Here is an 18,882-nt window from a genome sequence, read left to right on the forward strand (position 1 = left end):
CGTTTTGGGATATTTGTTACTCGAAAATCTTCTCGCGGATCGCCCAAAAGCTCTTTTGTTTACGAGCAATAACGAACATAGGGATTCGAAACTGATCCTTCATCTTAATCGCTTCATCAGCAGATTTGACATAGATCTTTTTGCCAGGAACGCGTAAATGCATCCGGGTAAAATTGAAATAGAACGCGCGACTGTCCGAAGCGGTGCTTAAATAGAAGTACTCCGTCAGCGCCTTGGCATCAACGTCGTAGTACTTTACTTCCAAACGCTCGTTGCCTTTTTTATCGTACCCCTTCGAGTACGTCACCGAATCCACTCGTAAAACATGGGCGTCTTTCAGTGACATGGCCTCTTTAAGCTTCTTATCATTATCTACCAAAATGGCCTGACAACCCTCGCAGCTTCGGGCTGCGATATCATTTTCATGACCACAATCAGGACAGCGTTTAAAGCGAAATCTAAAGCCACATGGTTCGATATCTCCAGATACAGGATCTTGAAAAGCCCCCTTACATCTGCGCCCGAAGTGTTCCTCGACTTCGCCCTCTTTATTCTTGATACCCCAGAAGTTATTCACAGTTCCGCATTCAGGACAGGGAACTTCTACAATCACTGTTGATGAATTCGGCTTATCATCGTCAATTTCTGGCGTAAACAAATCATGATCTTGTCCGGTGTAATCTAGGACCAAACAATCAGACTTGCCTTCACTTAAACGCAGACCACGTCCCACAATCTGTTGATACAGACTTACAGATTCCGTGGGACGTAAAATCGCAATGACATTCACGTGAGGCGCATCAAACCCTGTGGTCAGAACAGAGACGTTTACCAGATACTTTAATTTACGCTCTTTGAATGCATTAATGATTTCATCGCGATCTTCGATCTCCGTGTCACCCACAACCAGTGCAGAAACAAAAGGCGGAAGACTTTTCATAATTTCGATCGCATGATTTACGGAACTGGTAAAAATCATGACTCCGTGACGATCCACAGACATATCCACAATGTTTTTTATGATTAATGGCGTGATCCGTTTTTGATCCTTAAGCAAAGCCTCGATCTGAGCCGTCACATAACTTGTTCCATGCAACTTCAAACTGGAAAAATCATAACAGGCCACTGGCGAATCAATCTTCACCGGAGGCGTCAGATATTTATTTTTAATCATGTATCCAATTGAAAGTTCATAAATACATTTTTTAAAAAATCGATTTTCAGTGGTTTGCTGCAATTTCTTTTGTGTATGATATTGATAAATCCAGCCAAATCCCAACCGATAAGGCGTTGCCGTCAAACCAAGGACGCAGACCTCAGGATTTAACTTTTGCAGTTTAGAGATAACTTGAAAGTATTGAGTCTCGCCTTCCATGGAAACACGATGACATTCATCGATGACGACGAGCGAGAAATTTTGAAAGAATTCTTCATCAGCCCGAGCAATAGACTGAATGCTACCAAAAATAACTTTTTGACTGGAATCTTTGCGATCAAGCCCTGCAGAAAAAATTCCTGCTTCGAGCCCAAAGGAAATATACTTGGTATGATTCTGCTCAACCAGCTCTTTAACGTGGGCCATGACTAACACACGGCCACGCGCTAACCTAGCCAGCTCTGCTATGACTAAACTTTTCCCCGCACCCGTCGGCAGCACAATCACCGCCGGTGATTTCTCTTTACGAAAGTGCTGAAGCGTCGCTTGAACAGCCTCTTGTTGATACGGGCGCAGTAGATACATGAAAGGGATTATCGGCGCTTCTTGAACGGATTAACAGCAGATTTTTTAGATGGCGCCGCGCCTTTTTTTGACGGCGAAGCACCTTTGCTTGGTTTACCAGTTCCGCGCAGTCCAGCTTTTTTCGTATCTGAGGCTTTCCCAAATTTCTTAGAACGGTCGATAAACTTAAACGACGGGTCCAAAATTTCCTCTTTAGCTCCTTGCAAGTAAACCTTCACCTTATTGTACATGCGGTGATCCGACGGTGTCACAAAGGTGATCGCTTCGCCATTTCTGCCCGCACGAGCCGTACGACCAATTCTGTGCAAGAAATCTTCTGCTTGGAAAGGTAAATCAAAATTCACCACATGATCAACGTGAGGAACATCAAGCCCACGTGCCAATAGATCCGTTGCAACCATGATACGAATTTCACCTTCACGGAAACCACGCACAACACGATTTCTTTGACCTTGAGATAAACCTCCATGAATCAGGTCCGAATCAAAACCATAAGACTGAAGGTATTCACCCACAGCTTCGCAGCTTTCCTGGCTGCCAGTAAATACAATCACACCGCCACGAGTAGCATTAAGTTCATCTAACAGGCGATCATTTTTCATTGTACGATCCAGGAACAAAACTTTTTGCTTCAAACTTTCAACAGGTGATTCGGCTTGCTCTGAGCGAATCATTACAGCCTTAGGATGCAGGAACATTTGAGCAATCAAATCCACATTGTGGCCAAAGCTTGCAGAAAACATCAAAGTCTGACGAGCTCCTCGCAAGGTCGATTGAATAATTTTAAGTTGAGGAGCAAAGCCCATATCCAACATACGGTCTGCTTCATCGATCACGACAAACTCGACGTCTTTCAGTAGCAGTTTATTTTTTTGTAAATGATCATTCATACGACCTGGCGTTGCGATGATAATCTTTGGATTCTTTTTTAGCTGGTTTTCCTGCTTGGAACCTGTCGTTCCCCCAATTGCCAGACATACTGACATTGGAAGCTCCCTACAAAGATCTAAAAACACTTTGTAGATCTGTTGAGCCATTTCACGACTAGGCGCCAGCACCAGTGCTCGAGCCGTTGGCTTTTTCTCAAGTCCTGTCAAAACCGACAAAGCGTAAGCTAATGTTTTACCGCTGCCAGTCTGTGCAATTCCGATCAGGTCAGATCCATTTAAAACTGCTGGAATGCCTTGCGCTTGAATAGGAGTAGGTTTTTTGATCGACATATTCTCGAGTGCTGTTAACAACACCGGAGCAAGGTTCATTTCTGAAAATGAGTTTTGACGGAGAGAAGAGGTTTGAAATTTCATAGACCGACGGTCTATCACAAGCGGCCTCAATCTGCACCGAGGCCGCGGATTTTATAAAAAATACTAGCGAAGCGAGGCCAATGCCGCTTCGTAATTTGGCTCGTGAGCGATTTCAGAAACCTGCTCAGCGTGTAGAACTTTGTTATCTTCTGACAAAGTGACAACCACTCGTGACAAAAGACCTTTTAGAGGAGAATCGACGATCGACAAGCCCCAATCTTGGCCGAATGAGCTGCGGAACGAAGACAAAGATTCACAGTTTTTAATACCTTCAGCACCACAGAAGCGAGCCTGAGCAAATGGCAAGTCTGCAGAGATATTCAAAACCACTGTATTCTCAAGTTTAGCTGCATCTTGGTTGAAATGGCGAACTGAGGCCGCGCATGTCGCAGTGTCTACGCTTGGGAAGATATTCAATACTTTCTTTTTACCATCGAAGTCTTTGAGACTGACTTCAGAAAGATCGCTGCGAACCAATCTAAAATCTTTTGCTACAGAACCTTTTGCGGGAATCGTTCCAGATGTATTAACGGGGTTACCTTTAAGTGTGATTGATGCCATTGAGGACTCCTTTGATCATTTGGGTTTACTTCTTTCCCGAAGGCCCGTCACGTCTTGACTTCAAGGGCCGTGAAGTCCTAGTCTTCGCTCAATTATGAAAAAGATCTTTGCCCTCTTGGGCCTCGTTTTTGCCATCATTACCTTTTGCATGATCTATTTGGTCCGCAAAGGAGTCAGTCTGCGGTCGGAGCCTCTCATTCGCCCAACTGTCATCAGTGCAGATCAACGCAACATTGCAAGCCATACGGTATTGCGTATTTTTCCTGATCTGCAAAATAATGATTATATCCTATGGGGTGTTTTACCCGAGAGTCCTGATACCCAACTTTTGATGACACATTTCTTGGAGGAGTACTTCAAAAAACTACAAATTCCACCCCATATTATCCAAGATGGGACAAAGGCATCCCCAGAAGAAATCAAAAACTGCGCGAAGCCTTGCTGGGTTAAAATGCCTCACGATCAGGCCAACACGCTAGCCGGCAATAGCCTGATCGAGGAAAAGATCATTCCCACGCACAAGAATTATCTGACTCTGACCGTGATGCCATTTAATGGCGACGAAACCGTGTCCGAATTCTGCGATCAACAAAAGCGTCTGACTTTGGAGTGCATCACCCCGGTATCCGTGCGGGAGATTCACAGAAAGATGAAGGATCCCAAGCAGTTGTATTTTTTCCTACGTAAATACAATGAGCGTGATTTCTTTCTATTCGTGCAAAAGGAACTACCAAAAAACGCTCTTTAAGGTATAAGTGGGCGCATGTCATTCGAACAGCGCATTCCTACCATTCTGGAGCTTGGCTTCCGCAAAGAAGCTATCGATCAGCTTAAAAGCTATCTTGATCTTCTTTGGAGCTCCAACGAAGAACTGAATCTTATTAGCCGCAAAATGACTTTCGATGAGCTTTTGGACAATCACGTTATTGATTGCCTGTTACCTCTTAAATTCTTCCCTCAAGATGCTAAAGCCGTGGCTGATTTTGGTTCCGGCGGTGGATTGCCCGGCGTGATTTATGCCATTCAATTTCCTGATATTCAGTTTCACCTTTATGAAAAAAGTAATTTGAAACAAAACTTTCTGAACAGTTGCAAAAAAATAGCTCCAAACCTAAATGTTCATGGAGAAATTCCTAAAGATCTTGTGAATGTGGATGTTGTCACAGCACGTGGCTTTAAACCTGTTGATGTGATCTTAGATGTCAGCCGCAGCTATTATGCAAAAAAAGGAAAGTATTTCCTGTTGAAAGCCCGCAAAGAAAAGATCGACGAAGAGCTATTGCTTGCACGCAAAAAGTTTAAAGATCTAAAAGTCGCTATTGAACCGTTGAAGTCCCCAGTGCTGGAGGTCGAACGGCATCTGGTTTTGATCTAAGGTTTTCGTAGACACAATCTCCATGTTTACCAAAATAGATGACCTTACGGCCCGACAAGTGGATGGTATAACTAACCACTCCACATTCCATCAGCGTTTTTACGAAATCCTTAAAAGTTAATCGATCCAAATGATTTTCCAAAATCGCCTGACGAATTCCGCCATCATCAAATTGGTCAGCTATTTTACCCTTCAGATCTAGATTGTCGGAATAGATATCTCCATCCTCAACGACGAAAATCATTTTTCCTTCCAGAAGATCCACACGGCAATAATCAACCAGTGTTTCCTCCAAAGTTGAAATGAATTCAGAAAAATTCATTGCTCCTGTTGGGGAGGTCAAACCAGATTCATTTTCTTTTTGTGATTCGATGATGATCCTCCTGCACAAAATGGTTATGATCGTTCCTATCGATATTTTCAGAAGTTATGCTTTGTACAACAAGGCCTTTGTTAAAATCACATGTCCTGCAATCGCACCACCCACGCACACGGGCATTACTAAGAAATAGGGAATGTGATACAAAAGCAAAAGACGGGGCTCTATATCCCAAGCAAAAGGTAAGGGCGACGACATCACACCGACATAAACTGCATTAAACGCTAGTATAATTCCAACGATATTAAAAAACCACACAGCTCCCTTATGACGATTCGCTATGGGGGCAATTACTAAAGCCAAGATACCTGCTAAGACATCAAAATTATATCCGGTCCACGTCATGGTAAATGGCATAGTTCCTTGCTGGGCCCAACGGTGCAAAATCACTTCAAGAGGCAATCGAAATCCCTGGAATAGCACGAGCGCGGATAACGATAAACCCAGTGCCAACCTATTTCCATAAGAGGATAGAGCAACTCCAAACGATACAACCAGCACCAATGTGAAGTAAGCTAAAGCGATCGGATACGGATAGAATTGAAAGACCTTAGTGTACGTCAGAAAAGTACCAAGTCCTAACCACAGCAATGCTAAGACGCTCGCTTTGATGACTTCACGATTAACAGAAAATTCTAAACGTTCACTGACCACACCAACGGCACCGATGAACATGATGCAGATGCCAATCACTACCGCCATAAAGAGCAGCACTGACAGACCTCCGGCGGGTGTAAAAACCATAAAGACCTCCGAAATTTAGAGGACGTTCAAAACTATCTTTCCTGTGTGTGCACTTGACTCCATAAGCTCGTGGGCTTCGCGAGCTTGTTCGAGTTTAAATGTTTTAAAAATCACCGGCTTTAGCCGTCCTTTATTCAAAAGCGGCCAAACATGATCTCTTAAGTTTTTGGCGATACGTGATTTTTCCTCGACAGAACGAGGACGCAAAGTTGAGCCCGTGATCGTCAGACGCTTTGACATCATTTTGCGAATATCAAAAGAAACGTTTGCACCCTGTAAAGTCGCGATCTGAACCAAACGCCCCATAGGGGCCAAGCATTCAATATTTCGCGGAAAATATTCCCCGCCGACCATATCCAAAATAACGTCGACACCTCTGCCGCCCGTAGCGTCTTTAACGGCCGTTACAAAATCTTCTTTCTTATACTGGATTACCTTATCAGCACCCAGATCTAAACAAGGTTGAACCGCTGATTCCTTACCTACCGTTGTAAATACTTTGGCTCCCATTTGACGGGAAAGCTGAATCGCTGTCGTACCGATTCCGCCAGAGCCACCATGAACTAAAATGATTTCGCCTTTTTTCAACTGACCACTTTCAAAAACGTTGGTCCATACAGTGAAAAAAGTTTCCGGCAATGCCGCCGCGTGAACAAAATCTAAATCATAAGGAATCGGTAGACATTGTCCCTCGGGAGCGACCACGTATTCCGCATAACCACCACCGGAAACCAGAGCACAGACATAGTCCCCTTTACTCCACTGCGTGACTTTGCTGCCGACATCAACCACCTCGCCTGAAACTTCCAAACCCAATAAATCTGAAGCCCCTGGAGGCGGAGGATACGTTCCCTGGCGTTGAGCGCAGTCTGGACGGTTAATGCCTGCGGCATGCACCTTTATTAGAACTTCATTTTCAGCGGGTTTTGGAATCGGACGCTCTGCCACGACAAGAACTTCGGGGCCTCCGGGCTTAGTCATTTCAATAACCTTCATCTGCACCTCAGGTATAACCATAAATAAACACAAACCCATAGTAAAGGCTCGTACCAACCTGACAAAACAAAACTTAAAGTTTTAAGGAAGGCCAAGAATAATAATCAGTTACCCAAAGTGTTGAGGTTCTCCCGTCCTCCGTATGTTAATTATTAAGAATCATGCAAATAAGACAAAGCCTATTGCCTTTTTTCGTCTTGTGCCTAATATCGGGCCCATGAACATGAACAAAGACCTTATTATCGCATTTGTGTTGGGTATTATGGTTGGCTGGGGAGTTTTTAAATTCACAGCATCCGATAAATCTCCAGCAGAAACACCAGTTGCTCAAGAAGCACAAGACAACACCGTTAATCAGGCAGATAACTCGGAAGTACCAGGTGGCGATATTGCTCCCCCTCCACCCTCCCTTCCCGAAAATGGCATGGCAGCTGCGCCATCTGGCGTACCGACTGCGACACCTCCAACGAACTCTGAAGGAATTCATCGCAATATTAATTTGGAGTTAACGGAAGAAGCCGTGGACATGCTTGAAAACAGCATTACCGAGCTTCACCAAGCGGTCACCGTTGAAAGAGACAACGAGGGCTTTATTCTTCACTTTGAAAGCAATGATAATTATTTTGCAAGTATTGGGCTTGCGAACAATGATCGGATTCCCTTCACACAATTTGAAGAAATGCGCCAAAACCCAGAGACTCAAGAACTTGCAAGTCGTATTGAAACAATCCTTTCAAACTTAGAGAAATAAAAAAGGCTCCCTTCGGAGCCTTTTTTTACGAACTATTTAAAATGTTTTTTAAATGCCTGCCAGCAGTCTTGATAATCAGCCTGCATAATTTCTTTACCCATCGCAAAATCACTCACCCGATATGGAGAACGTGATTCAAACATGAACGCCATAGTTTGAGAAAGCTTGATCGGTTTTAATTCCGCATTACTGGCTTTTTCAAAAGCATCGACATCGGGTCCGTGTGCTGAATAGAAATTATGAAGACTGCCACCGCCAGGAACAAAGCCACCAGCAGTTTTTGCGTCGTACTCGCCATAGATCAGACCCATGTATTCACTCATGCAATTGCGATGGAAATACGGTGGGCGGAAAGTGTGCTCTGCCACCATCCATCGAGGAGGAAAGATCGCAAAATCCACATTTGCCGTCCCCGGAATTTCACTTGGTGAAGTTAATACTGTGAAAATGGATGGATCTGGATGATCAAAACTAACTGTATTGATAACGTTGAACTTTCTTAAATCATACTTGTAAGAAACGTAGTTCCCGTGCCAAGCCACCACATCAAGAGGTGAATGAGTCATTTCGGCAGACCAAAGCTCACCGGCGAATTTTCCGATCAATTCAAATTGACCTTCCAAATCTTCAAATGCTGCTTTGGGAGTTAGGAAGTGACGACGGTGCGCCAAACCATTAGCACCGATGGGTCCGAGCTCGGGTAAAACAAAAGGATGACCAAAGTTTTCACCAACATAACCCATGCATTTACCAGAGCCCAGCGGGTTCAACTGAAACTTCATACCTCTTGGAACCACAGCAATTTCACCAGGTTCTGCTTCAATCACGCCCACTTCGGTTTTTAACTGAATAGCGCCAGCTTGAGGCACAAACATGAACTCTGCATCAGCGTTCATGAAATAACGTTTCTCCATACCTTTATCAAAAGCATACAGATGAACGTGAATACCATTATGGTGTTCAACACCACCAGCTCCACAGACAGTGCGCAATCCATCGACGAAGTCCTGACCTGAACCAGATGTAATCGGATTCCATCGCATTTGGTTTGGATTCATGTGTTGAGGTTTTGAAAAAGTTTTTGCAGTCAGATCTTTCATCGGTTTGAAAGCTTTGTGCATCACGGATGGACGAATACGATATAGCCAAGAATACAGATTAGAATGACGTGGAGCTGTGAAAGCAGAGCCGCTTAATTGTTCCGCATAAAGTCCCAATGAAACTTTTTGTGGAGAATTTTGATCAACTGGCAAAGCACCTGGACGAGCTTCCGATGAAAAGTGATTTCCGAATCCTGACAAATATTGATTTTCCATAGGCCATGATAATCAGGTTTCACCTACCAAAGTCAATAACTGCCGACCACTCCCACCCCGGGTCGAGAGCCAGTGATAAAACACAGTGCGACGTTCCGCCGTCATCAGCAGTAACCTGAACAGGAATGGAGGTCCCAAATGAAACATTTAAAACTGGCTTTCGCGGCCGTCCTTTTATTGTTTTCGGTTCAATCGATGGCGGCAGGATTTTATTTTGAACCCGGCGTATTTTACGAAAGTGGTAAAGCCACTGTTGATCTGGATGAATCCGAGGCTACAACAAAAGGACTTGGAGCGGATCTTAAGTTAGGGATGCACTTCGTGGATAGCATGCTGTTTGTGGCACTTGATGGAACCTATTCAAAACCTAAATTCAAACATGATAACACCGGTTACGAAGCCGATGCTGTTTCAAGCACCTACGGCGGGGTGATCGGCGTGCAGACTCCCCTTTTGGGTTTACGTCTGTGGGCTGGTTATGTTTTCGGCGGAACCTTAGATCCCGATGAGAGTGGCGTATTCGATGTAAAATTCGAAGAGGCCTCTGGACCGAAAGTGGGAGTGGGAATAAAAATTTTCGTCGTTGCCATTAACTTTGAGTATATGGATCTGAAATACAAAAAAGGAACCGGCAACTGGGGTTCCTTCCCAAGCCTTGATGATTTCGGAAACAAGGTCAGCATGGTCAGCCTTAGTATTCCGTTTATGTTCTAGGGCTACTTGATCAGATCCTGCGCGTTCTTCCCAAGATCGAGCAGGATCTTTCTAACCGGATCAAAAGTTTGATCCGTGCAGTCTTTAAAATTTGTGATGTGATAAAGCTTACGTAAAGTCTGCTTACCGTCAGGAGCCTCCGAAAAACTTTTCAGAGCTTGGACAAGCTTCATTTGTAACTCAAGTGGAAATCCTGCACGAAATACAACAGGGTCACTTGGAATAGAACCCGTCATCGCTATGATTCTTACTTTATCAAAAACATCTGGATACTGAGTTGCCACCAGCTTCCGGGCATCTTGAGGCTTACCATCCTCGGGCGGGGTGTGATAAGTAGCGCCCGCATCCACTTGCCCCTGATAGACCATAGAGACCACGCTATCATGTTTTCCGGCGAAGACGATGTCTTTGGGTTTCACCTGAGCGTCTTTCAATAATTTTGCAGGCAAGACATAACCAGACGTCGACGCCGGATCAACGTAAGCGAATTTCTTTCCGTTGATATCCTTAACAGATTTTATTTTTGGATCTTTAGCGATGATCTGCCCCCGGTATTCGGAGCGACCATTATTCTCACCAATTAAAACTGCATTCGCTTGATACTTGTCATGGGCCAAAATATATCCAAAGGTATTAATGATCGCAAAATCAACGCGCTGTGATCCTAAGCCCTCAATAACAGCGACGAAATTTGATGGAACTTGCACCTTCACTGTTAAGCCAGTTTGACTGCGTATCCACTTCTCCAAAATTAGACCGTTTTCCAATAAAACAGCTGCATCTTGTCCAGGAACTAGAGCAAAATGAATGGGATTTTGCTCTGTCCCCAACTCTTGTTTTGAGGTGCAGGAAAGAATCGAAATCAGGAATAAAAATACGAGTATTTTCTTCATCAAGTCAGCCTCACAAAGATTGTGCAGAGTGGAATTTACTCTTGATATTAAATCTATGCAATAAAGGCCTTTCTAAACTAAATTTTATTGTAAAGGCCCCTATGAAAAAGGATAACCGACTGATCTATGGCAAAAATCAAAGTAGAAATCGACGCTGATCTTCAAGATTTGATTCCTCAGTTTACTGAGAATCGCAAAAAGGACATCCAAGCCCTCGAAGAACTCATTTCTAAAAATGATCTTCCGGCGATTGCGGCGCTAACTCACAAAATCAAGGGCGCCGCCTCAAGCTATGGATTCATGCAATTAAGCGAAATCGCAGCACAAATGGAAAAGCTTTCGAAAAACAACGAGTCTGCTCAGCTGGCAGGTCTGGCTCAAGACATGAAGGCTCACTTTGAAAGTATCGAAATTCAATTTGTTCCGATGTCATAGGCGATAATGACAATCAGGGTTCGAATACTCCTCTTTACACTGCTCATCGTTACCGGAGCCATGATCGCAGCCGGAACCATGGGCTATAAAGTGGGTACTTCATCACTTCAAAGCGGACATTCGGAACGTTTAGTACAAATTAGGTTGAATCGCGCCCAAGCTTTAAAAACGGATATCGAAAACCTAGGTAACAACCTTTTAGTTGCTGCCGAAATGGCCCGCGTCCGTGATTCTGTCATTTCATTTCACGCAAATCTTAAAAAAATCAACGATAGCGCGTCAGACTCCAATCAGGGTAAAGATTTACGCATCGTCAACACGTTCTATCAAAATAAACCTGGGTTCGAAGAAGAAAAAAATATTGCCGCCCGCTTAAACAGACCTGCCTTGGTTTTGCAGTCTTTGATATTGCAAGAGGCAGAACGTAACGAAAGCACTCCTCGCAACGTCACAGCCTTAAAAACAGCTGATCCCTACGGCTACTTTAAAACTCACGGTGATATCCATACCTTTATGTCAGACTATGCGGATCGCTTCCAAATGGCTGACGTGTTGATGATTGATAAAGACGGCGTCGTTGTATATTCCGTACAAAAAGGATTAGAGCTAGGTGCAAATTTAAATACTGGAATTTTCAGTGCGACCCGCCTGACGGACGTTTACCGTTGGTCGCAGAGCGCCCCCCCACAGACGTTCCGCTTTTTTGATTTTGCTGCCTTGTCTGGAGTTTTACCAGAATACGTTTCGTATATCGCTGCGCCGATTTACGATCAGAAAAATTACGTCGGTACTTTGGTATTCCAAATTGGCTTGGATCGTTTTGATCAAATACTTAGCGATAATTTCCAATGGAAGCGTTCGGGATTGCGCGAGACTGGCGAAGTCATCGCCTTTGGTTCCGACGGATTTATGCGCAACAACTCGCGGCTGAATTATGAAAATCCCATCGAATTCCAAAAACAGTTTGTAACCTCCAGCAATAAGTCCCAAGCCGCTCAGACAATTCAAGCTAATGGAACGACGGCTATGTCCGTCAGCCTTCCACAAGATAAAATTCGTCATTATCTTCGTAACGAAGACATCATTGAGACAGGAAATGATTACCTGAATGCCGTCAGCCTTATGTCCATCGGGAAAGTACAGCTCCCTGGTGGCGTTGAATGGGTATTAGTAGCTAAATCAAATTTCAATGAAACAACCGGGCCGATTAATCACTATCTAATTATCTTTGTGATCATTGGTACGTTCTTTTTAGTGATTTCACTGGTTATAGCGTTCTTCTTTTCAAAACAATTGACTCAGCCACTAAAATTCTTGCACACGAAAATCAATTCTCAAGGATCAAAAATTCAAGAAGTGAATTATAGCTCTCAAGATGAATTTTCAAATATCTTTAAGGACTATAATAAACTTGTGAATTCGTTCAGCCAAGAGCAGCAAGAAAAACTTGTTCTGGAACAGGTTGTGCGAACGCTTAACAAGGTCATGTTCATGATCGAAATCTTGCCAGGATTTAGCGGAGATACCAAAGCCATCATTCGTAAATCTAATGAAATCGCCAACGAGCTGATCGGTACACCTGAGGCCTCATTGATCGGTTCGGATTTATCACTATGGTTGGAATTTGACTTAAAAGATTTAATCGACCAACACCGCACTGAAGCCTACTTGAAATGTCTGTCGGGAGAACGCATTCCTCTGGCTGTGACAAAAGTTCCTATGAATAACGTCACTGGTCGCGAAAGATTCGTTATCGTCGGAGATGATTTGCGCTGGAAGCTTGATGCCGAACGCGAACTTCGAATGAAGGAAGATTTGCTTAAGGCTTCTCAGGCCATTTCGAAAACCGGCTCCTTCAGGTGGGATTTCCGCACAGGTAAAATGATCTGGTCAGACGAGCAGTTCAAACTTTTGGGGCTTAATCCGAATGAAGTTCAACCAAGCTATGACTTATTCAAAGCGATGGTACACCACGAGGACGTGCACATTCTAGAAAACGCTTTAAGACAAGCGGGTTCTGGTGTGCGTGAGTTTCATTTTGAAATTCGTGTTCGCCGCGCTGATACCCATGAATTTATTTGGACGAATCTTATGGGATTAACAGAGTACGACGACAAGAAAAGTCCGTTATGCACATGGGGTATTAATCAAGATATCACAGTGATGAAAAAGGCCGAGCATGAGCTCATTTCTATAAAAGATGAAGCCTTGAAATCTTCCCTAGCGAAATCGCAGTTCCTGGCCCACATGAGTCACGAAATCCGCACTCCGATGAATGCGATTATGGGTATGGCCGAGTTATTGAAAGATACCAAGCTCGATCCCGATCAACGCTACTATTTGACGATTTTCCAGAAGGCCAGCGACGTATTGATGACCTTAATCAACGATATCTTGGACCTTTCTAAAATCGAGGCCGGTGAAGTTTCAATTGAAAACATCTCGTTTGATTTGCACAAGATGATGGCAGATGTTCAGGAAATGATGCGTCCTCGTGCGCAACTTAAAGGGGTCGATTATTCCTTTGAAATTGGTGCAGGCGTAAATTCTCATTTAATGGGTGATCCAACAAAATTACGTCAAGTATTGATTAATTTAGTCAGCAATTCCATCAAGTTCACAGAGCGCGGAGAAATCAAGGTCTCAGTCCTTAAAAACCCGACTAAAAAAGATAGCCTCATGGTCAGCGTCAGCGACACCGGGGTTGGTATCGCTGCTCATAAGCAGCATTTGATTTTCCAGAAGTTCTCGCAAGCGGATAGCTCTATTACACGTCGATATGGCGGAACGGGGCTGGGTCTGGCAATTTCTAAAAGCCTTGTGGAACTTATGGGGGGACAAATTTGGTTCAAGAGTCGTGAAAACGCCGGGACGACGTTCTTCTTTACGGTGCCTTATCGTGAACAGAGCCCGGGTCTGATGATGATTCCTAGTTCTTACCCCGACTCTCACCTGCTTTCATTCGCTGATAAAATGGACCCGCGCGAACAAGAAAGAGTCGCACATTCAGGACTTTCAGTCGCCAATCGCAAAGTTCGCATCCTTTTGGCCGACGACACCGAGGATAACCGCATCTTATTTACGCATTTCTTTAAAAATCAGCCCTTCGAAATAATTGAAGCGGAGAATGGACTTGAAGCCGTAGATAAGATAAAATCAAATGAGTTTGATATTGTCTTTATGGACGTTCAAATGCCAGAAATGGATGGTTATGCAGCGACATCGATCATCAGGGAATGGGAACGCGCAACACAGCATTCACATATTCCGATTATCGCCTTAACTGCCCACGCCCTTTCTGACGACAAACAAAAATCTTTAAATGCTGGCTGCGACGATCACGTCACGAAGCCATTCAAAAAAGATGTTCTGCTTGGCGTGATTAACCGTTACACGATGAACTAAGGATTACTGGAATGAACCCACAAGAAGAAAAAAGCAGATTGCTGATTGTTGAGGACGACGCGGATATTCGCGAGCTCCTTAAACATTTCTTGAAAGAGTTCGTCGACGAAATCGTTGAAGCCGAAAACGGTGCGGCGGCTTTGCAGTATGTAAAGACAAAGGAATTCGACACGATCCTTTCCGATATCGAAATGCCACAAATGAATGGCCTTAAGTTTTTGGCCTATGTTCGTTCGTTGGGTCACATGACGCCATTCGTGGTTCTGACAGCCCATGGAGATCATGCTCGCGCCTTAGAAGCTCTTTCTTTGGGTGCATTTGACTTCATCACTAAAGATTCAAAACGCAAATTTGTGATCGAGAGCGTTTGCTCGGCAATCAAAATCGGTCGTGAGATGAAAGCATCTAAAGGCGATGCTGTTCAGTCCACGCATCTTCGCAAGCTTTACAATGACATGTCTAAATCATCAGAGATGCGTCTTCGTAAAATCATCGAGCAAATGTCGAACTAAGATGACTCCGGCGGAGCCGGAATTATAATATCCGGAAGGTCCCATGGTAAAATCAACGACTCATTATCAAGGTGAAAAACACTGCGAGATCACTCATGAACCCTCTAGTGCACGCATCGTGACTGATGCGCCTAAGGATAATCATGGTAAAGGAGAGGCCTTTTCACCAACTGATCTGGTGGGTGCAGCTATGGGCAGTTGCATGTTAACGACGATGGCTATTCATTCTGAAAAAGACGGAATTAAGCTGGAAGGCTCTTGGGCTTCCGTTGAAAAAGAAATGGTCGCGAATCCACGTAGAATTGCAAAGCTGAATATCGTACTTCATTTGCCAATGAACATACCTCACGACTACAGAAAAAAGCTCGAGGGTTTCGCCTTAGGATGCCCCGTTAAAGAGAGCATGCATCCGGATATGCAAATTCCTGTGTTATTTCACTACGATATGGCTTAAATTAACTATAGTTAATCTCTATGGGTCCTGTAGATTTAATCGATTGGATCTATGACGGAGAAAGCCCGATACTGAGTATGTAAGGGGGCCACTATGGACACACTCAATACCAGTAAGAGATCGTTGTTGCAGAAGAAAATGGAGCTTGGGCGCAAAGTTCTGTGGTTTTATGCTATTACTTTTGTCTCCGTCGAGATTATTCGCCATATTTCCAATCAATAAATGACAGCCTAAAAAAAATCTGTGACCATCTTTTCACGTAATACGACGAAAGGAAGTCACGACAATGAAAAGATATCTTGCACCAGTCCTTGCCGCTCTAGTTATCGGCGCTTGCGCTCACAAAGAAGAAGCTCCAGTAGCACCTGCAGCTCCACCTCCACCTCCGCCACCAACACAAGCTCACGCTGTATTGAAAGCTGCGAAAGGTTCAAAAATCGCAGGTACTATTCACTTCACAGAAGCGAATGGCGAAATCACAGTCAAAGCTGATGTTACTGGTTTGAAAAAAGGTAGCTTCCATGGTTTCCACATCCACGAAGTTGGTACTTGTGAAGGCGATTTCAGCTCTGCTGGTGGTCACTTTAATCCGACTGGAAAAAAACATGGATCTCCTACTGCTGAAGAAAAACATGTAGGTGACTTGGGCAACGTTAAAGCTGACAAAAAAGGTGTTCTTAACACAACTATCACGTTGAAAGCTCCGTTGAATGGCCCAGAAGGCATCATCGGTAAATCTATCATTATCCACAAAGGTAAAGACGATTTGAAATCTCAACCAGCTGGTAACTCTGGTCCTCGCGAAGCGTGCGGCATTATCGAAGCAATGTAATTTCGAATTTAAATTTGAAATGAAAAATGCCGGGTATTTCCCGGCATTTTTTTTATTCTCACCCGATCTCCCCCACAGAGGAGCGGCAAGACAAGCCTATTGAACTGAACGAACCTTTTGAGAGATCTGTCCAAAGATACTTTCGCCTTTGGAATTGTTCATCTGCATTTGGATCGTATCGCCGGACTTCATGAACGAAGTTTTGATGGCTCCCGTTTCAATCTGTTCAATCATGCGTTTTTCCGCCAAACAGCTTGAACCTTTGCCATGATCCTCATTGGAAACCGTTCCACTTCCAATCAAAGCACCTGCTGGCAAATTACGAGTTCTTGCCGCATGAGCAATCAGCTGACCAAAGTGAAAGTGCATGGCCCCTGCATTTGCTTTACCAAAGAACTCACCGTTATATGTCACATCCAGTGGCAAATGAATACGGCCATCTTTATAACCATCACCTAGCTCGTCTGCTGTTACAGCAAACGGAGACAGTGCTGAGGCTGGTTTACTTTGGAAGAAACCAAAACCGCCAGCCAATTCCTCTGGGATCAAGCCACGCAATGAAACGTCGTTAATCAAAACGAAAAGCTTAATGTGTTTTAATGCCTCGTCTGGAGTAACACCCATTGGAACGAAATCTGTGATCACGCCGACTTCACCCTCAAAATCAGTGCCATGTGCGAAATCACGTTGTGGAATATCTTCAGTCGGAGCCAGGAACTGCCCACACTCCCCTTGATACATCAATGGAACTGTCGTCAAAGTTTCTGGTAATGGAGCATTACGAGCCTTACGCACAAGCTTGATGTGATAGATAAAGGCAGATCCATCGGCAAATAACCAGGTTCTTGGAAGTGCCGAGTGAAAATCTTTTTCGTTCACTGGAAATGCGCCGGAGGCTTTTCCATCATTTAGATCATTGTACAACTTGTTCAAATCAGCTTCTTTCGCTGTCCACTTTTCCATGGCTTCGCGGAGATTTGGAGCGATGCTTGTTGCCTTAACGGCCATTTTTAAATCACGGCTGATAACACAAAGATCGCCGTCCAAAGAGTGAGCTGATTTTAAAGAACCTAATTTCACAAAATATCCTTAGTCAAAAGTCAGAATCAAATTTGCGCCAATGGCGCGGTAGTTTTTCAGATCAGAATTGTTAACTGTAACAACTTTTCCAGATGCACTTTCAAAGTAAAAATTCACTCCAAAATTAGGCGCGAATTTGAATGCCGCACCGACTGTCAGTGGAATCAACGGAGAAGTTACATCACTCATCGTGCAACCAGCGAGGCTGCATTTTTTATCCATGTTTATGCCCAGGTTCACACCTAGGTAAACGCCGGCATAGTCTTCGAACTTGTACATGATGTTCAGTGGAATATCGACGTAGTTCATGTCGATATTATTTTCAAGACCTGCGGATTTCACAATCAACGGACGTTGAGTATACAAAAGGCCAGTGCGCAAATTCCAAGCGCCACTGATAGGCATGATACCAAAAACACCAAACTGCATAGCAGTTTTAGAATCCGTCGATGCAACTGCAGTATCCGTATCACCTGATTGACTGCGTACACCCAGTTCAACGCCATAATTTAGATCCGCAAAAGCTGCAGAAGAGAAAAGACCAGAAGCAACAAGTAATGACAGTGCCAGTTTTTTCATAGGGACTCCTTGTGGGACATAGTCTCCCACAAGTTTTTCTATTTATCAAAACACCAAACGGCATTCAGAGCCATTTCATTCAGTGCACTATTATCAGAAACTTGGCTGTGTTCTAATGCTAAATGGTGAGCCTCGACAGTGCCACGGGCTGCCAAAACAATAAGAACCAATGGAAGTACGATGCGCAATGCCAATTCAAGTTTGGAACCCTTTTGGGGTGAGTATTCATCCTTCCACTGACCGAACTGCAAACCGCGAATCAACATATAACCAAGAACCAACAAAATCACGGTACTGATTGTAAAGAACAGAGCCTGATTCGTCTGCAACGCTTGCATCTGCTCCCACGTGAGCTCCGGTGTCCAGCTTGAGTATTCAGCGAAACGCATGCGACGGCCGTGATGAGAGTAATGAAAGAAATCGATGTAAGATAGTAAGCAAATGATTAACCAAATTGAAGCAAAGTAGATCTTATAAAAGATAAAGATCCATTTCGGCCATTTTTCACAGATGGCCTGAATCAATAAAATAAAGTAGATCGGAATCAACAAGAATCCAAAAATCAAGATATCGAAACGAATCCCCGCACCGAAAGAATGTAGAATTTCTAGAAAAGAATTGTGCTCAACTTTGGCGAATGCCGAGAGCATAAAAAGATTGAGCCTTAAAAGACTCATGAATAGAACCATGGCAAGCGACAACTTCGCAAGCTTCACCAGAACCTTTGATGAAAAGCGCAGCGAGAAGATAAATCTACTTGGCATTAAAACGCCCTTTGATGAAAATCTGAGTTGTTAAATTTTGTGTCAAC

21 protein-coding genes are annotated in these 18,882 nt (G+C 43.9%); 10 read left to right on the forward strand and 11 right to left on the reverse strand.

Going from position 1 to position 18,882, the window contains the following annotated elements:
• Positions 1–16 precede the first annotated feature (16 nt).
• The 3 genes from B9G69_RS06870 to tpx form a co-directional block, all read right to left on the reverse strand.
• A complete protein-coding gene (locus B9G69_RS06870) occupies positions 17–1,741 on the reverse strand; it encodes a DEAD/DEAH box helicase (RefSeq protein ID WP_088616244.1) in 1,725 nt (574 codons plus the stop codon).
• Positions 1,742–1,749: 8 nt separating this feature from the next.
• On the reverse strand, positions 1,750–3,045 hold the full coding sequence (locus B9G69_RS06875; protein WP_088616243.1) for a DEAD/DEAH box helicase: 1,296 nt from the start codon (positions 3,043–3,045) through the stop codon (positions 1,750–1,752).
• A gap of 63 nt (positions 3,046–3,108) precedes the next feature.
• Positions 3,109–3,606 carry a thiol peroxidase gene (gene tpx / locus B9G69_RS06880; protein WP_088616242.1) on the reverse strand — a complete coding sequence of 166 codons (498 nt, stop codon included), beginning with the start codon at positions 3,604–3,606 and terminating at the stop codon, positions 3,109–3,111.
• A 94-nt stretch (positions 3,607–3,700) separates the two neighbouring features.
• Here tpx and B9G69_RS06885 point away from each other — a divergent pair, with 94 nt between their 5' ends.
• Entirely contained in the window at positions 3,701–4,354 is a 654-nt protein-coding gene (locus B9G69_RS06885) for a hypothetical protein (protein ID WP_088616241.1), read from the forward strand.
• A 15-nt stretch (positions 4,355–4,369) separates the two neighbouring features.
• Positions 4,370–4,981: a 16S rRNA (guanine(527)-N(7))-methyltransferase RsmG gene (locus B9G69_RS06890; RefSeq protein ID WP_088616240.1), complete on the forward strand. Its 612-nt coding sequence runs from the start codon at positions 4,370–4,372 to the stop codon at positions 4,979–4,981.
• On the opposite strand, the gene B9G69_RS06895 is transcribed toward B9G69_RS06890, so the two are convergent.
• The 3 genes from B9G69_RS06895 to B9G69_RS06905 all read right to left on the reverse strand — a co-directional run bounded on the left by B9G69_RS06895 (position 4,923) and on the right by B9G69_RS06905 (position 7,100).
• On the reverse strand, positions 4,923–5,303 hold the full coding sequence (locus tag B9G69_RS06895; protein ID WP_088616239.1) for a DUF1398 family protein: 381 nt from the start codon (positions 5,301–5,303) through the stop codon (positions 4,923–4,925). The two genes, B9G69_RS06890 and B9G69_RS06895, sit on opposite strands and share 59 nt — an antisense overlap.
• Positions 5,304–5,408: 105 nt before the next feature.
• The gene (locus B9G69_RS06900; protein ID WP_217897713.1) at positions 5,409–6,062 is read right to left on the reverse strand and encodes a hypothetical protein; all 654 of its coding nucleotides are present in this window, start codon (positions 6,060–6,062) and stop codon (positions 5,409–5,411) included.
• Positions 6,063–6,119: 57 nt separating this feature from the next.
• Positions 6,120–7,100: an NAD(P)H-quinone oxidoreductase gene (locus tag B9G69_RS06905; RefSeq protein WP_088616237.1), complete on the reverse strand. Its 981-nt coding sequence runs from the start codon at positions 7,098–7,100 to the stop codon at positions 6,120–6,122.
• A 217-nt stretch (positions 7,101–7,317) separates the two neighbouring features.
• On the opposite strand from B9G69_RS06905, the gene B9G69_RS06910 reads away from it, so the two are divergent.
• The gene (locus tag B9G69_RS06910; protein ID WP_217897712.1) at positions 7,318–7,851 is read left to right on the forward strand and encodes a hypothetical protein; all 534 of its coding nucleotides are present in this window, start codon (positions 7,318–7,320) and stop codon (positions 7,849–7,851) included.
• A gap of 32 nt (positions 7,852–7,883) precedes the next feature.
• Here the strand turns inward: B9G69_RS06910 and hmgA are convergent, their stop codons facing one another.
• Entirely contained in the window at positions 7,884–9,167 is a 1,284-nt protein-coding gene (gene hmgA / locus B9G69_RS06915; protein ID WP_088616235.1) for a homogentisate 1,2-dioxygenase, read from the reverse strand.
• Between the two features lie 138 nt (positions 9,168–9,305).
• On the opposite strand from hmgA, the gene B9G69_RS06920 reads away from it, so the two are divergent.
• On the forward strand, positions 9,306–9,881 hold the full coding sequence (locus B9G69_RS06920) for a hypothetical protein (protein WP_088616234.1): 576 nt from the start codon (positions 9,306–9,308) through the stop codon (positions 9,879–9,881).
• 2 nt (positions 9,882–9,883) lie between these two features.
• Here the strand turns inward: B9G69_RS06920 and B9G69_RS06925 are convergent, their stop codons facing one another.
• On the reverse strand, positions 9,884–10,774 hold the full coding sequence (locus tag B9G69_RS06925) for a phosphate/phosphite/phosphonate ABC transporter substrate-binding protein (RefSeq protein WP_088616233.1): 891 nt from the start codon (positions 10,772–10,774) through the stop codon (positions 9,884–9,886).
• 126 nt (positions 10,775–10,900) lie between these two features.
• Here B9G69_RS06925 and B9G69_RS06930 point away from each other — a divergent pair, with 126 nt between their 5' ends.
• The 6 genes from B9G69_RS06930 to B9G69_RS06955 all read left to right on the forward strand — a co-directional run bounded on the left by B9G69_RS06930 (position 10,901) and on the right by B9G69_RS06955 (position 16,412).
• On the forward strand, positions 10,901–11,209 hold the full coding sequence (locus B9G69_RS06930) for an Hpt domain-containing protein (protein WP_088616232.1): 309 nt from the start codon (positions 10,901–10,903) through the stop codon (positions 11,207–11,209).
• 60 nt (positions 11,210–11,269) lie between these two features.
• Entirely contained in the window at positions 11,270–14,614 is a 3,345-nt protein-coding gene (locus B9G69_RS06935; protein ID WP_176400977.1) for an ATP-binding protein, read from the forward strand.
• A gap of 11 nt (positions 14,615–14,625) precedes the next feature.
• The gene (locus B9G69_RS06940) at positions 14,626–15,126 is read left to right on the forward strand and encodes a response regulator (RefSeq protein ID WP_088616230.1); all 501 of its coding nucleotides are present in this window, start codon (positions 14,626–14,628) and stop codon (positions 15,124–15,126) included.
• Between the two features lie 43 nt (positions 15,127–15,169).
• Positions 15,170–15,580, forward strand: a complete 411-nt coding sequence (locus tag B9G69_RS06945; protein WP_088616229.1) for an OsmC family protein — start codon at positions 15,170–15,172, stop codon at positions 15,578–15,580.
• A gap of 93 nt (positions 15,581–15,673) precedes the next feature.
• The gene (locus B9G69_RS06950; RefSeq protein ID WP_254916953.1) at positions 15,674–15,802 is read left to right on the forward strand and encodes a hypothetical protein; all 129 of its coding nucleotides are present in this window, start codon (positions 15,674–15,676) and stop codon (positions 15,800–15,802) included.
• Positions 15,803–15,866: 64 nt separating this feature from the next.
• Entirely contained in the window at positions 15,867–16,412 is a 546-nt protein-coding gene (locus tag B9G69_RS06955; RefSeq protein WP_088616228.1) for a superoxide dismutase family protein, read from the forward strand.
• A 96-nt stretch (positions 16,413–16,508) separates the two neighbouring features.
• On the opposite strand, the gene B9G69_RS06960 is transcribed toward B9G69_RS06955, so the two are convergent.
• From B9G69_RS06960 to B9G69_RS06970, 3 genes are read right to left on the reverse strand one after another with little or no spacing between them, the layout of a single operon-like run.
• Positions 16,509–17,492, reverse strand: a complete 984-nt coding sequence (locus tag B9G69_RS06960; protein WP_176400976.1) for a fumarylacetoacetate hydrolase family protein — start codon at positions 17,490–17,492, stop codon at positions 16,509–16,511.
• 9 nt (positions 17,493–17,501) lie between these two features.
• Positions 17,502–18,071: an outer membrane beta-barrel protein gene (locus tag B9G69_RS06965; protein ID WP_088616227.1), complete on the reverse strand. Its 570-nt coding sequence runs from the start codon at positions 18,069–18,071 to the stop codon at positions 17,502–17,504.
• Between the two features lie 38 nt (positions 18,072–18,109).
• On the reverse strand, positions 18,110–18,835 hold the full coding sequence (locus tag B9G69_RS06970) for a hypothetical protein (protein WP_088616226.1): 726 nt from the start codon (positions 18,833–18,835) through the stop codon (positions 18,110–18,112).
• Between the last annotated feature and the right edge of the window lie 47 nt (positions 18,836–18,882).

It is taken from the genome of Bdellovibrio sp. SKB1291214 (genome assembly GCF_002209355.2).
In the GTDB taxonomy this organism is placed as follows: domain Bacteria; phylum Bdellovibrionota; class Bdellovibrionia; order Bdellovibrionales; family Bdellovibrionaceae; genus Bdellovibrio.